The sequence below is a fragment of the Thioclava electrotropha genome, assembly GCF_002085925.2.
Taxonomy (GTDB): Bacteria; Pseudomonadota; Alphaproteobacteria; order Rhodobacterales; family Rhodobacteraceae; genus Thioclava; species Thioclava electrotropha.
The window spans coordinates 3,569,813-3,583,143 of the sequence record NZ_CP053562.1 but is presented as its reverse complement, the minus strand read 5'-3'; the positions used below and the strand labels follow the sequence as shown (position 1 = coordinate 3,583,143).

Below are 13,331 nucleotides of genomic sequence, written 5' to 3'. Positions count from 1 at the left end.
GGGAATCGGGGCCGACGGATAGGGAGAGTATGCCGGTCAGGAACTGGTTCAGCAAAGCTTCGCGCGATACCGCGACGAAGGAGGACGGGCAGGCCGCTCTGGCCCCGCTCGCCCGGCCTATTTTGCTGACTCATGCCGGGATGATCGTCGAGCGGGGGCTGCGCGCGTTCTGGCCGCTTCTGTCCGTCTTTGCGTTGATCGCCACCGCTATCGCCTTCGCGCTGCCCGCCTATTTGGGGCCGGGCGGGCGTTGGTTCTGGCTGGTCGCGCTGATCGCGTCGCTCGTCGCACTGGCATGGGGCGCATGGCGGATGCGCTGGCCGCGCCGCACGGATGCGATTGCGCGGCTCGATGCGACGCTGCCGGGCCGCCCGCTTTCCGCGCTGACCGACGAGATGGCGCTGGGGCAGGACGATCCCGCCGCCCGCGCGCTTTGGATGGCGCATCTGCGGCGCATGGCCAAGGCCGCGCAGGCCGCCCGCGCGCCGCGCCCGAAACCTGATCTTGCTCGCCGCGATCCCTATGCGCTGCGTCTGACCGCGCTGACGGCCTTGGTCGTCGCGGTGATCTTCGGCGTGCCGCAGCGGTTTTTGCACCCGACCGAGGGGCTGCCGACGCCTGCGGGCTCTGCCGAGGCCGCGATGGGGCCAAGCTGGGAAGGCTGGGCCGCGCCGCCGCGCTATACCGGCAAGCCGGGGCTCTATCTGAACAAGGTCGAGGGCGACGAGCTGATCGTGCCCGAAGGCACCCGCTTCTCGATCCGGCTGTATGGCGCGTCCGGCGCGATCGGTTTTTCCGAGAGCGTCTCGAACCCCGCTGCGCTGCCCGAACAGGGGGCGGCGCAGACCGCCAGCGGCATCGAGACTCACGAATTCGAAGCCGTCCGCGACGGGCTTCTGGAGTTCAAGGGCCCCGCCGCGCGCCGCTTCAACGTGGTGGTGCGCCCCGACGAGGCGCCCTCTGTCGCGCTGGCCGGAACGCCGGATCGCCGCGCCGATGGTAAGCTGAGTCTGCCCTTCACCGCGCAGGACGATTACGCGGTGACCAAGGGCCACGCGGTGATCTCGCTCGATCTGGCGAAGGTCGATCGCCGTTACGGTCTGCAGATCCCGCCCGAACCGCGCGACGATCTGATCTATGATCTGCCGCTGCCGATTTCCGGCTCGCGGGCCGATTTCACCGAGAGCCTCGTCGAGGATGCCGCGAAGCATCCTTGGGCGAACCTGCCGGTGAAACTGACGCTCGATGTTGAGGACGGGCGCGGCCAGACCGGCACTTCCGGTACGCAGGAGATCATCCTGCCCGGCAAGCGCTTCTTCGACCCGCTCGCCTCCGCCCTGATCGAAGTGCGCCGCGATCTGCTGTGGTCGCGCGACAACCGCGGCTATGCCGATCAGCTGCTGCGCGCGATCTCGAACCGGCACGAGGGCTTCATCAAGCGCGAGGAGGTGTATCTGATGATCCGCCTCGTGGTCGGGCGGCTCGACGATCCCGACCTGTCCCCCGAAGCCCGCGATGAGATCGCAGAGGCGCTGTGGAAGATGGCGGAGCTGGTCGAGGATGGCGGGCTCGCCGATGCGCTGGCTGCGATGCAGAAGGCGCAGGAAAAGCTCTCCGAGGCGATCCGCAACGGGGCGTCCAAGGACGAGATCGCCAAGCTCATGCAGGAGCTGAAAGAGGCGACCGACAATTACATCCGCATGCTTGCCGAGCGCTCGCAGCAGCAGGAACAGGGGCCGCAATTCGGTCAGCAGCCGCAGCAGGGTCAACAGATCACCGGCGACCAGATCCAGCAGATGATGGACCAGATCCAGAAGCTGATGGAGGAAGGCCGGATGGCCGAGGCGCAGGAACTGCTCGACCAGCTCGCGCGGATGATGGAGAACCTCAAGGTCCAGCAAGGGCAGGGCGGTCAGGGCGACATGCCCGGCGGTCAGGCGATGCGCGACATGCAGGATACGCTGCGCAAGCAGCAGGAGCTGTCCGACGATGCGTTCCGCGATCTGCAGGACCAGTTCATGACCCCGGAGGAGCGCCAGCAGCAGGCCGAGAACGGTCAGCAGGGCCAGCAAGGACAACAGGGCCAGCAGCAAGGTCAGCAGGGTCAACAAGGCCAGCAGGGCGAGCAAGGCCAACAAGGTCAGGGCCAGCAGCCCGGCGACCAGCCCGGTCAGGGCCAAGGCCAGGACGGGCAGGCGCAGCGCGACGGTCAGGGGCAGGGCGATCAGCCCGGCCTGAACGGCGGGCAGGGCGGTGTCGATGGCCAAAGCCTCGCGGATCGCCAGCGCGCGCTGCGCCGCGAACTCGACCGCCAGCGCGGGCTGCTGCCGGGCTTCGGCAACGAGGCGGGCCAGCAGGCCGAGAAGCGCTTCGACGATGCTGGGCGCGCAATGGATCAGGCCGAGGAGGCGCTGCGCGAGGGCGACAATTCGGCGGCGATCGACCGTCAGGCCGACGCGATCGAGGCGCTGCGCGAAGGGATGCGCGCGTTGGGCGAGGCGATGCGCAACGAACAGGCGCGCCGCGACGGTCAGCAGCCCGGCCAGCAGGGAAATCAGCAGGCGGGCCAACCCGGACAACAGGGCGGGCGAGAAATGCCGCGTGATCCGCTCGGCCGCGCGCGGGGTGAGGGCAACCAGCTTGGCACGGATCGTCAGATGCTCAATGGCGAGGATGTCTATCGCCGGGCGCAGGACCTGCTCGATGAAATCCGCCGCCGCTCGGCCGATCGTCTGCGCCCCGAGGAAGAGCTGGACTACCTCAAGCGGCTGCTCGACCAGTTCTCGAACGCGGGCTGACGCCGCGCGCCCATAAGTTCAACTTATGCGCGGCGGCAGATTATTAGGAAAACTTATTCGGTGAAGCCGTCCGAGGTCGCCTCGGGCGAGAGGCGATGCGTCAGGATCTGCAACTGGTCGTCGAGCCAGATGCGGCCCTCGTCCACCGCCACGACATATCGCGTCAGCGGCGATTTGAGCGCCGGGACCTTCGCGGCAATGTCCGGCGCGAAGGCATAGAGCAGCGCCAGGATCGCGGTGATCGCCATCACGAAGATGAAGCCGCGGCTGAAGCCCGAGCGGCGGCGGCGCGCCATTTCCGGCGAGAATTCGGCCACGCTGTCGCCCTCGCGATCCGAGGTCGCGGTGAGGGTCGAATTGATCTCGTCGATGTCGGGCAGCCGTTCGCGTCCGCGGATCGCGCGCATGTCTTCGTCGTCCTCGCCGAGCAGGTCGGCCACGCGATCCTCTTCGCGTTCAGCGTCGGGCTCGTTGAGATCGGAAAAGTCCTGCGCGGTTTTGCGGCGGCGCGCCAGATCAGCGGCGGCGGCCTCGGCGGCGCGTTCCGCGTCTTCGCTAGTCTCGCGCTCTTCGAGGTTCAATTCGTCTTGCGTCTCAAGCTCGCTCGAGCCTTCGGCGCGGCGCTGCGCGGCTTCGCGCTCGGCTTCTTCGCGCAGGATCGACAGCAGCCCGTCATCGAGCGGTTTGCGCGGGGTGGCGCCGACGCGCGGGGCGGGGCCGAGGCCCGGCTCTTCCTCGTCGTCGTCCTGATCCTCGGGCTCCGGCGTCGAGACCATCGCCGCAATGGCGGCATCCGTGTCGTCCGTGCTTTGCGTCGTCACGACTGGCTCAGGCTCGGGCAGGGGCGTTGCCGCCTCGGGCTCTGGTTGTTGCTCGGGTTCGGGCAGCGGCTCAGGCTCGGAAACTTGTTCGGGCTCGGAGGATTGCTCGGGTTCGGAAAGGGCCTCGGATTCGGTGGGCGTCTCCGCCGTCACCTCAGCCTCATTTTCCTCGGGTGCAGCCTCTGCCTCCACCTCGGCGTCGAGATCCCAACCTTCGGGCGGGGGCGCTGCGGTGGTGGTGTCAGGTTCGGCGGAGAGCATATCCTTGCTCGGCTGGAACCAGCCGTGCCCGCAATTGGAGCATTGCACATCCCGTCCGCCATCTGGGATGACAGCGTCATCCACTTCGTATTGCGCACCGCAATTGGGGCAAACCAACCGCATATTGTCCCATCCCTGCCCGTGTTGGCGTTTTGCCGTTCTGGCCAACCACTTTCTTATGTTGTAGCAAGCGCGGGCGGAATGTCCAAATGATTTGGACCACTTAATTCGCGAAGCGCGCACCAAGTAGAGGGGCTGGCAGTGATCGAGCTGCAAAATGTGGCGATGAGCTATAGCGGGGCGGAGCTCCTTAGCGATATGTCCCTGACGCTTGCCCCTGGGTCATTCCATTTTCTGACCGGACCGTCGGGGGCCGGGAAGACCACTTTTCTCAAATTATGCTACGCGGAATTGCTGCCGACGGCGGGGCATTTGTCGCTGTTCGGCAAGGATGTGCGCGGGATGGACCGCGACGAAATCGCCGGGCTGCGCCAGCGCATCGGCGTCGTGCATCAGGACTGCCAGTTCCTCGATCACCTCTCGGTGGAGGAGAACGTGGCGCTGCCGATGACGGTCAATCGCCGCACGCCGGACATGACCCAGCTGCGCGAATTGCTGGCCTGGGTCGGGCTGAAGCGGCAGGCGAATGCGCTGCCGCCGCAGCTGTCGGGCGGGGAACGGCAACGCGTGGCGCTGGCCCGCGCGGTGATCATGTCGCCGGACGTGATCCTGGCTGACGAGCCGACGGGCAACCTCGATTGGGAGATGTCGCTGCGGCTGCTGTCGCTGCTGGTCGAGCTGAACAAGATGGGCAAGACGGTGGTGATCGCGACCCACGATCTGAACCTGATCCGGCAGGCGAAGCCGCAGGTCTCGGCACGGGTTCTGCGCATCGCGAAGCGCCATCTGCATACGGCGGGGGCCGATCTGTGAAGCTGACCTTGCTGACATTCGCCTCCGAGACGACCGGGCCGGATCGGGTCGTGCCGCCGACCGGGTTCACCGCGCGGCTGACGCTGTTCACCGCGGCCGCGATGGCCTTCCTTGCGGTCTTTGCGCTGGCGCTGTCGCTGGCGACGGGGCGGCTTGCGGATCGCTGGGCCGACAGCCTCGCGCGCTCGGCCACGATCCGCATCTCTGCCCCGCCCGAGCAGATGGATGCGCAGGTCGCCGCCGTGCAGGAAGTGTTGAAGACGACGCCGGGTGTCGCCTCTTCGCGGGTGATGGGCGATGACGAGATGAAGGGGCTGCTGAAGCCGTGGTTCGGTCCCGATCTGCCGGTGGATGCGCTGCCGCTGCCGAAGCTGATCGCGGTGACCGAGACCGGCGCGGGCGTCGATGCCGAAGGGCTGCGGCTGCGGCTGCAGGCCGAAGCGCCTGGCGCGATCTTCGACGACCATACCCGCTGGCGGCGTCCGCTGGTGGCGGCGGCGGAGCGGATCCGCACGCTCGGCCTGCTGTCGCTGCTGCTGATCTTCGGTGCGATGGCGGGGATGATCACGCTGGCCGCACAGGCCGCGCTGGCCGCCAACGGTCAGGTAATCGCGACGCTGCGGCTGGTGGGCGCGAAAGACGCCTTCATCGCGCGGGCTTTCGTGCGCCGCTTCACCACGCGCGGGCTGATCGGCGCGGTGGCGGGCACGGTGCTGGGGATGCTGGCGGTGGCGCTGCTGCCTTCGACCGAGGCGGCGGGCGGCTTCCTCACCGGCTTGGGCTTTTCCGGGGCCGCATGGCTCTGGCCATTGATCATTCCGCCGATCGCCGCGATCGTGGCCTTTGCCGCCACCCGTTTCGCCGCGCTGCGTATGCTCAGGAGACTTCGCTGATGTCCGACCCTTCGCGCCGCCCCGGAAAAGTCACGCCGCTGACCCATGTGATGACCGGGATTTACTACGTTCACATCGCGCTCGCGACGGTGCTGATCGGGGCGTGGGGGCTTGTGTTTCAGGTGCTGCCCAAGGGGCGGGCCGGCGTGCATCGCACCGCCGGTATCTGGACGCAGCATCTGCTGGATATGGCGCGGGTCTATCTGGGGCTGCGCTATGAGCTGCGCGGCACGCCGCCCGAGGGCGACTGCATCGTCGCGGCCAAGCATCAGAGCTTTTCGACATTCTGATCCTCGCCAATCACCTGCCGCGCCGGGCCTTCGTGATGAAGAAGGCGCTGCTGAACGTGCCAGTGATGGGGTGGTTTGCGCATAAGGCGGGCTGCATTCCGATCGACCGCTCGAAGGGGTCGGAGGCGATGAAGGTGATGCTGGGCGCGGTCGAAGAGGCGCGCGCGACGCATGGGCTGGGGCAGCTGATCATCTATCCCGAGGGCACGCGCGTGCCGCCGGGCGAGAGGCGCCGTTACAAGCAGGGCGTGGGTGTCGTGGCCGAGGCCACGAAGCTGCCGGTGGTGCCCGCCGCGACCAATGCGGGCCTGTTCTGGAGCAAGCGCGGCTGGCCGATCCGGTCGGGCGTGGCGGTGACCGAATTCCTGCCGGCGATCGAGGCGGCGGGCTCTGCGCCGCAGACGCTGGCGGCGGTCGAGGCAGTGGTCGAGCCGCGCTCGGATGCGCTGATGCTGGAGGCCGGGTTCGCGCTGCCGAAGCCCTGAGCGGGTGGCGGCGGAGGGAGCCTCCGGCGGGGATATTTCTGCCAAGAGGAAGAGGTTCCGCGGCGCTGCGGGTGGCATGCGTCGAACACGTTGGCGTGATCAGCTGTCGCGAAGATCGGCGTCGAGGATTGGGTCGATCAGGCCGGGGAAGCGCGCTTCGAGGTCGTCCCGGCGCAGGGTGAGCAGGCGGCCGCGCCCGTTCGGGTTCGGCTCGTTCCGGATCACGCCGGATTCCCGCAAAACCTTGAGAATATGGGATTTCGTCGACTTCGGGACATCCGCTGCCACGGCGCTGCAGGCCGCCGCTTCGAGTGGTCCCTCGCGCAGGTTGCGCGCGATTTCGCGTCGCGCCGGGTCGCTTAGCGCGAAGAGCACCTGCGAGAGCGACAGCGCTTCGAGCGGAGGGTGCGGGAGTTCGGGTTGTGTGTTCATGGTTCGGTAATACTTGAACCATCGGCCATGTCGAGTATGTGGGGGTTCGAGAATTTTCGAACCTACGCCTCAGGAGACAGCGATGACCGACGAGACAGATCCCGGCCCGAACGGCGCCTCTCCAAGTCTGCCGACGCGGAGCCGCGCAGGCTTCGTGCTGGCGATCATGGGGCTCGTGCTGATGCTGGCCGGGGCCAGTGCGCCGTCTCCTTTTTACCCAGTCCTGCAGGCGCGGATCGGCTTTTCCTCGGCGATGATGACGGGGATCTTCGCGATCTATGCCGGGGCGCTTCTGGTCACCCTGCTGGTCTTTGGTCGGCTCTCCGACCATCTCGGGCGGCGACCGGTTCTGTCGGTGGGCTTCGTGCTGCTTGCGCTCGGGATGCTCGAATTCCTTTGGGCGGATACGGCGATGGCGCTGCTGTTGGCGCGGGTGTTGCAGGGGCTGGCGAGCGGTCTGCTGATTTCGACGCTGAGTGCGAGTTCGACCGATCATGAGCCGTCTGCGCGGCCCGGTCTCGCGGCGGTCTGGAACGCGGTGGCGCCCTTGGCGGGGCTGGCGGCCGGGGCGCTCGCGGGGGCGCGTTGTTGGCCTATGCGCCTGCGCCGCGTCTGGTGACCTTCCTCGGGCTCGCGCTGGTCTATGGCGTGCTGGCGGTGCTGGTCTGGCTGCCGCCGGAGACCGCGCCGCGCCATGAGGGGACGCTGGCCTCGCTGCGCCCGCAGGTCTCTGTGCCGCCCCATATCCGTGCGGCGTTCCGGCGCGGTGCGCCCGCGGTGCTGGCGGGGTGGGGAACCGGCTCGCTGTTCCTGTCGCTGGGGGCGCCGATCGTGGCGCAGGTTTTCGAGGTTCACACCGCGCTGGCGCAGGGCGCGATCGTGGCGCTGCTATCGGGGACCGGAGCGGCCTCGTGCTATGCGACGCGCAATCTGGCCCCGCGCCGGATTGCGCTTCTGGGGACGGACGGGCTGGTGCTGGGCACGGTGCTGTCGCTCGCGGCGCTCACGACGGGGAGTTTCGCGCTCTATCTTGCGAGCGTCTTCATCGCGGGGATCGGCTTCGGCACCTGCTTTGCGGGGGTGTTGCGCTCGCTCGCGCCGCTGGCCGCACCGGATGAGCGTGGCGGGCTGTTCGCGGCGCTGTTCACGCTGGCTTACTCGGCCTTCGGGGTGCCCGCGGTGCTGGCAGGGCTGGCGGTGCCGGAACTGGGGCTGCGGCTGACGACCGAGATCTACGGCGCGGTCATCATCGCGCTTGCATTGGGGGCGGGGTTGATGCGCAGGCAGGCGGAACCGGCGTGAGGCCGGTTCACGATGCTTGGGGGCTTCGGTTTAGGCCGAAAGCCCCTTCGTGCCCATGTCGAGGAACTTCTTGCGGCGTGCCTTGATCAGATCGGCGGGCTTCTTGCCCTCCAGCTCTGCCAGCATCAGCGAGATTTCCGAGCCGACCGAGGCGATGGTCGCCGTGGAATCGCGCTGTGCGCCGCCCATCGGTTCGGAGATGATGCGGTCGATCACGCCGAGCTTCTTGAGATCCTGCGCGGTCAGGCGCAGCGCCTCGGCGGCTTCGCGCATCTTCTCGGAATCCTTCCACAGGATCGAGGCGCAGCCTTCGGGCGAGATCACCGAATAGACGGAATGTTCCAGCATCGCGACGCGGTCGCCGGTGGCGAAGGCCACGGCGCCGCCGGAGCCGCCTTCGCCGATGATGACCGAGATCAGCGGCACGCCGATCTGCAGGCATTTCTCGGTCGAGCGGGCGATGGCTTCGGACTGGCCGCGCTCTTCCGCGCCCTTGCCGGGATAGGCGCCGGGGGTGTCGATCAGCGCGACGACCGGCAGGCCGAAGCGCGCGGCCATGTCCATCAGACGGATCGCCTTGCGATAGCCCTCGGGGCGGGCCATGCCGAAGTTGCGCTCGATGCGGCTTGCGGTGTCGTTGCCCTTCTCATGGCCGATCACCATCACCGGCTTGTCGCCGAGACGCGCGAGGCCGCCCATCACCGCGTGATCGTCGGCGAAGTTGCGATCGCCCGCGAGCGGCGTGTATTCGGTGAAGAGCTGGTCGATATAGTCCTTGCAATGCGGACGGTCGGGATGGCGTGCGACCTGACATTTGCGCCAGGGCGACAGGTCTTTGTAGAGGTCGCGCAGCATCGCCTCGGCCTTCTTGTCGAGGGCTGACGCTTCCTTGTCGACATCCATCTCTTCGTTTTGCCGGGCCAGCGCGCGCAGCTCTTCGGCTTTGCCTTCGATTTCTGCCAGCGGCTTTTCGAATTCGAGATAGGTCATGGATCACTCCGCATCCGGAAACTCGCGCCCTTAATGTCTTCAACGCTCGGGAATTGCAACTGGGTGGCGCATGGCGGGCGCGTCCCGATTGCGGGAGCGGCGGCGCCTTGCCTCATAGGCGCGGCGAATGGGAGGTGATAGAGTAACCGAGGAAACGCGCGCTTTAACCGGATGAGGGTTAATTTGGCGTATGAAGTCGAGATCAAAGAGATGCCAGCGGTGCGGCTTGCCGGGCTGGCACATAAAGGGCCTTACCCGTCGGTCGGCCCGGTCTTTCAGAAACTTGTCTCGCTGATCCCGGAGCCGTCCTGGGCGGAAGTCGAGCACGCGGCGATGATCGGGCATGACAATCCGCGCAAAGTGCCGGCGGAGGAGCTGCGCTCGCATGCCTGTTTCGCGGTGGGCGAGGGGTTCGTGATCTTCCCGCCGCTTGCGGAGATTCGCTATCCGGCCGGGAAATATGCGGTGGTGACGGTGAAGGGGCCCTATGAGCAGCTGCCCGAGGCGTATCGCTGGCTGGACGAGGATTGGTTCCCGGCGTCTGGCATGGAGCACCGCGATCTGGTGGCCTACGAGGTCTATCTCAACGATCCGATGAACACGAAGCCGGAAGATTTGCTTACGGAGATCCGCTTGCCGCTGAAGGGCTAAGGCCTGCGGAGCTGTCATGGAGCCGTCGCACAGCGCGGCTAGATGGCGTTTGCGTGGGATTCCCCGGCGCTAGAAAAACGGAAACGCCCCGGCCGTAAGCCAGGGCGCTCCTTTTCCCTCATGCGACCGGGCCTCCCCTCCCAACCGCTCCGGGATTCGATAACTATATCGCGATTCGTTCGCGCGCGGCTTAATCTTTAATCATTTCGGCTTGTCTTACAATCACTTCGGCTTGTTTGATTGACGCAATGTCGACGAGACGGCCTTTGTAGACGGTCGCACCTTCGCCGCGTGCCTTGGCCTCTTCCATCGCCGCGAGGATTTCACGGGCCTCGGTCACAGCCTCATCAGAGGGCGTAAAGACCTCATTTGCAAGAGAAATTTGCTTGGGATGGATGGCCCATTTGCCCACCATGCCGAGCGTCGCCGAGCGCAGCGCCTGCGCGCGGAAACCATCGTCGTCGGAGAAATCGCCGAACGGGCCATCGACCGGCAAAATGCCGTGAGTGCGGCAGGCGGCGACGATCGCGGCCTGCGCCCAGTGCCACGGGTCGGACCAATGCTTCTCGCCGTTGCGCAGCATGTAGTAGTTTTCCTGCGTCCCGCCGATACCGGTGGTCTGCATGCCCATCGAGGCGGCGAAGTCGGCGGCGCCGAGGCTCATCGCCTGCAGACGCGGAGAAGATGCTGCGATTTCCTCGACATGCGCGAGGCCGGCAGCGCTTTCGATGATGACTTCGAGCGAGATTTTCTTCGTGCGCCCCTTCGCGGTTTCGATCGCGGTGACGAGCGCGTCGACCGCATAGACATCCGCCGCGCAGCCGACTTTCGGGATCATGATCTGGTCGATGCGCTCGGAGCCTTCTTCGAGCAGTTCGACCACGTCGCGATACCAATAGGGCGTGTCGAGGCCGTTGATGCGGACCGAGAGGTATTTGCTGCCCCAGTCGATCTCGTGGCTGGCCTGAATGATGTTGCGCCGTGCCTGCGCCTTATCGTTGGGGGCGACCGAATCTTCGAGGTCTAGATTGATCACATCGGCGGCGGAGGCAGCCATCTTCGGGAAGAGCTTGGTGTTCGAGCCGGGGCCGAAAAGCTGGCAGCGGTTCGGACGGGCAGGGGGCGTGGGTTGAACGCGGAAGCTCATGAAGCGGCCTTTCGCAAGGAAGTTACGTTTTGGGTTGCGGATTGGGTATATTGTTGCGCGGCCTCTTGCAAGGCGATTTTGCAGGCGCAGAATCAGGGCCGCGCTGCAGCATTGCAAGCATCCGAAAATCCGGGTGATGCACGAAATTGCGGCGAGTTGGTGCTTTTGCCGAAGGATCTTCCGTTTTGTCGGAAATGTTGCACGGAAATCCCCAAGAAATTTTTGCGCCGCGCCCTAATATCATCAACAAACAAGACAAAACACAGACCACAGGGAGACCCGCATGTCGCTGATCGACACCCCTTATCTACTGTTCCTGGGCGATGCCCCCGATCCCTTGTCCGCGAAAGTCGCGCAGGGGATCAAAGACTGGCGGCCCGAATATGCCGTCGGCCAGTACCGGATGGAGGGATGCCAAGCCGACATGGGCATCCCCGATCTCGATATCAAAGAAGCCATCGCACAAGGCTGCAAGACGCTGGTGATCGGCGTCGCAAACCGTGGCGGCGTGATCTCGCAGGGCTGGAAGAAGGTGCTGGTGGAAGCGCTGGAAGAGGGGCTCGATCTGGCCTCGGGCCTGCACAACCTGCTGCGCGACGAGCCCGATCTGGTCGCGGTCGCGAAGGCCTGTGGGCGTCAGCTGCACGACGTGCGCATTCCCTCGGTGAAATATCCGATCGCGAATGGCGAGAAGCGCACCGGCAAGCGCTGCCTTGCCGTGGGCACCGATTGCTCGGCGGGCAAGATGTATACTGCGCTTTGCATGGAGCGCGAAATGCGCGAGCGCGGCATGAAGGCCAGCTTCCGCGCGACCGGCCAGACCGGCATCCTGATCACCGGCGACGGCGTGCCGCTCGATGCAGTGATCGCGGATTTCATGGCCGGGTCGATCGAATACCTCACGCCCGATAACGATCCCGACCACTGGGACCTGATCGAGGGGCAGGGCAGCCTGTTCCACGTCTCCTATTCGGGTGTGACGATGGCGCTGATCCATGGCGGTCAGCCCGACGCGCTGATCCTCGCGCATGAGCCGACGCGCACCCATATGCGCGGGTTGCCCGGCTACAAGCTGCCCTCGCTGCAGGAGCTGAGCGATATGGCGCTGGCGCTGGCGAAGGTCGCCAATCCCGCCTGTCAGGTGGTCGGCATCTCGGTCAACACTCAGAAGATGGGTGAGGACGAGGCCAAGGCCTATCTGGCGAAGGTCGAGGAAGAAATGGGCCTGCCCACGACCGACCCGTTCCGCTTCGGGGCTGGCAAGCTGGTGGACGCGCTCGCCGCGATCTGATTGTCTCGCTTGTGACCCCTGCCGGATGCCTCCGGCGGGGATATTTGCACCAAGTCGAAGGGGGGCGCGGATGATCCGGGTGAGTCATGATACGTTCAAGCTGGCGCAGGTCTTTACCATCGCGCGCGGCTCGCGCACCGAGGCGCATGTGCTGAGCGTGACGCTGGAGCGCGAGGGCGTGACGGGGCGGGGCGAATGCGTGCCCTATGCGCGGTACGGCGAAAGCCTCGACAGCGTTACCGCGCAGATCGAGAGCCTGCCGCAAGGGATTTCCCGTGCGGAGCTGCAAGAGGCACTGCCCGCCGGGGCTGCGCGCAACGCGGTCGATTGCGCTTTGTGGGATTGGGAAGCCAAGAAGAAGGGCGTTCCGGTCTGGGAGCTTGCCGGGTTGGACAAGCCGGTGAGCCAGACCACGGCCTATACGCTGTCGTTGGACGAGCCGGAGAAGATGCGCGCGGCGGCCGCCGAGCATGCGCATCGCCCGTTGCTGAAGATCAAGCTCGGCACGCCCGAGGACATGCCGCGTCTGCGCGCGGTGCGCGAAGGGGCGCCGGAGTCGAAGATCATCGTCGATGCGAACGAGGGCTGGGAGATCGAGACTTTCCTCGACATTCAGGCCGAGCTGAAGAAGCTGGGTGTCGCGCTGGTCGAGCAGCCTTTGCCTGCGGCGGGGGACGAGGCGCTGTCGGATATCCAGCGGCTGGTGCCGATCTGCGCCGATGAGAGCTGCCATACGCGCGACGGGCTTACCGATCTGCGCGGCAAATACGACGTCATCAACATCAAGCTGGACAAGACCGGCGGGCTGACCGAAGCCCTGCGGCTGCGCGATCTCGCGCGCGCCGAAGGGTTCGGCGTGATGGTTGGTTGCATGGTGGGATCGAGCCTTGCGATGGCGCCGGCGATGCTGGTCGCCCAGGGGGCGGATTACGTCGATCTTGACGGCCCGCTGCTTCTGGCCGAAGACCGCGATGTGCCGCTGCGTTACAAGGGCAGCGTGGTGGAGCCGCCGGAGCCGGAGCTCTGGGGATGAGTTT

Annotated in this window: 14 protein-coding genes; 10 read left to right on the top strand and 4 right to left on the bottom strand. The window is 66.1% G+C overall.

The window, feature by feature from the left end; all coding sequences use genetic code 11:
- Nucleotides 1-29 precede the first annotated feature (29 nt).
- Nucleotides 30-2,798, top strand: a complete 2,769-nt coding sequence (locus tag AKL02_RS16960; protein WP_083078378.1) for a DUF4175 domain-containing protein — start codon at nucleotides 30-32, stop codon at nucleotides 2,796-2,798.
- 53 nt (nucleotides 2,799-2,851) lie between these two features.
- Here the strand turns inward: AKL02_RS16960 and AKL02_RS16955 are convergent, their stop codons facing one another.
- A complete protein-coding gene (locus AKL02_RS16955; RefSeq protein ID WP_198453208.1) occupies nucleotides 2,852-4,003 on the bottom strand; it encodes a zinc-ribbon domain-containing protein in 1,152 nt (383 codons plus the stop codon).
- Between the two features lie 138 nt (nucleotides 4,004-4,141).
- On the opposite strand from AKL02_RS16955, the gene AKL02_RS16950 reads away from it, so the two are divergent.
- The 4 genes from AKL02_RS16950 to AKL02_RS21130 are packed head-to-tail and all read left to right on the top strand — an operon-like array spanning nucleotide 4,142 to nucleotide 6,481.
- Nucleotides 4,142-4,813: a cell division ATP-binding protein FtsE gene (locus tag AKL02_RS16950; RefSeq protein ID WP_078569836.1), complete on the top strand. Its 672-nt coding sequence runs from the start codon at nucleotides 4,142-4,144 to the stop codon at nucleotides 4,811-4,813.
- Nucleotides 4,810-5,706, top strand: a complete 897-nt coding sequence (locus AKL02_RS16945; RefSeq protein ID WP_078542196.1) for a cell division protein FtsX — start codon at nucleotides 4,810-4,812, stop codon at nucleotides 5,704-5,706. Before AKL02_RS16950 ends, AKL02_RS16945 begins: the two co-directional genes overlap by 4 nt.
- Nucleotides 5,706-5,996 carry a hypothetical protein gene (locus tag AKL02_RS21135; RefSeq protein ID WP_232621650.1) on the top strand — a complete coding sequence of 97 codons (291 nt, stop codon included), beginning with the start codon at nucleotides 5,706-5,708 and terminating at the stop codon, nucleotides 5,994-5,996. The genes AKL02_RS16945 and AKL02_RS21135 overlap by 1 nt, the downstream gene beginning before the upstream one ends.
- Before the next feature lie 35 nt (nucleotides 5,997-6,031).
- Nucleotides 6,032-6,481 (top strand): lysophospholipid acyltransferase family protein, encoded by a 450-nt coding sequence (locus AKL02_RS21130; RefSeq protein ID WP_232621649.1) that lies wholly within the window; start codon nucleotides 6,032-6,034, stop codon nucleotides 6,479-6,481.
- 99 nt (nucleotides 6,482-6,580) lie between these two features.
- Here AKL02_RS21130 and AKL02_RS16935 read toward each other — a convergent pair whose 3' ends face one another.
- Nucleotides 6,581-6,913 (bottom strand): ArsR/SmtB family transcription factor, encoded by a 333-nt coding sequence (locus AKL02_RS16935; protein WP_083078383.1) that lies wholly within the window; start codon nucleotides 6,911-6,913, stop codon nucleotides 6,581-6,583.
- Nucleotides 6,914-6,995: 82 nt separating this feature from the next.
- Between AKL02_RS16935 and AKL02_RS16930 the strand changes: the two genes are divergently transcribed.
- The gene (locus AKL02_RS16930) at nucleotides 6,996-7,532 is read left to right on the top strand and encodes an MFS transporter (protein ID WP_198453207.1); all 537 of its coding nucleotides are present in this window, start codon (nucleotides 6,996-6,998) and stop codon (nucleotides 7,530-7,532) included.
- Nucleotides 7,502-8,215: an MFS transporter gene (locus AKL02_RS16925; protein WP_198453206.1), complete on the top strand. Its 714-nt coding sequence runs from the start codon at nucleotides 7,502-7,504 to the stop codon at nucleotides 8,213-8,215. The genes AKL02_RS16930 and AKL02_RS16925 overlap by 31 nt, the downstream gene beginning before the upstream one ends.
- Nucleotides 8,216-8,245: 30 nt before the next feature.
- Here the strand turns inward: AKL02_RS16925 and AKL02_RS16920 are convergent, their stop codons facing one another.
- Nucleotides 8,246-9,205: an acetyl-CoA carboxylase carboxyltransferase subunit alpha gene (locus AKL02_RS16920; protein ID WP_078548923.1), complete on the bottom strand. Its 960-nt coding sequence runs from the start codon at nucleotides 9,203-9,205 to the stop codon at nucleotides 8,246-8,248.
- Nucleotides 9,206-9,388: 183 nt separating this feature from the next.
- On the opposite strand from AKL02_RS16920, the gene AKL02_RS16915 reads away from it, so the two are divergent.
- Nucleotides 9,389-9,856 carry an AraC family transcriptional regulator gene (locus tag AKL02_RS16915; RefSeq protein ID WP_165756995.1) on the top strand — a complete coding sequence of 156 codons (468 nt, stop codon included), beginning with the start codon at nucleotides 9,389-9,391 and terminating at the stop codon, nucleotides 9,854-9,856.
- A 190-nt stretch (nucleotides 9,857-10,046) separates the two neighbouring features.
- Here AKL02_RS16915 and AKL02_RS16910 read toward each other — a convergent pair whose 3' ends face one another.
- Nucleotides 10,047-11,003 carry an L-malyl-CoA/beta-methylmalyl-CoA lyase gene (locus AKL02_RS16910; RefSeq protein WP_083078388.1) on the bottom strand — a complete coding sequence of 319 codons (957 nt, stop codon included), beginning with the start codon at nucleotides 11,001-11,003 and terminating at the stop codon, nucleotides 10,047-10,049.
- A gap of 289 nt (nucleotides 11,004-11,292) precedes the next feature.
- Here AKL02_RS16910 and dgcN point away from each other — a divergent pair, with 289 nt between their 5' ends.
- Together dgcN and dgcA are read left to right on the top strand one after the other, a co-directional pair.
- Nucleotides 11,293-12,294 (top strand): N-acetyltransferase DgcN, encoded by a 1,002-nt coding sequence (gene dgcN, locus AKL02_RS16905; protein WP_083078583.1) that lies wholly within the window; start codon nucleotides 11,293-11,295, stop codon nucleotides 12,292-12,294.
- 70 nt (nucleotides 12,295-12,364) lie between these two features.
- Complete coding sequence (gene dgcA / locus AKL02_RS16900) at nucleotides 12,365-13,327, top strand: N-acetyl-D-Glu racemase DgcA (RefSeq protein WP_078600529.1); 963 nt, start codon at nucleotides 12,365-12,367, stop codon at nucleotides 13,325-13,327.
- The last annotated feature ends 4 nt before the right edge of the window (nucleotides 13,328-13,331 follow it).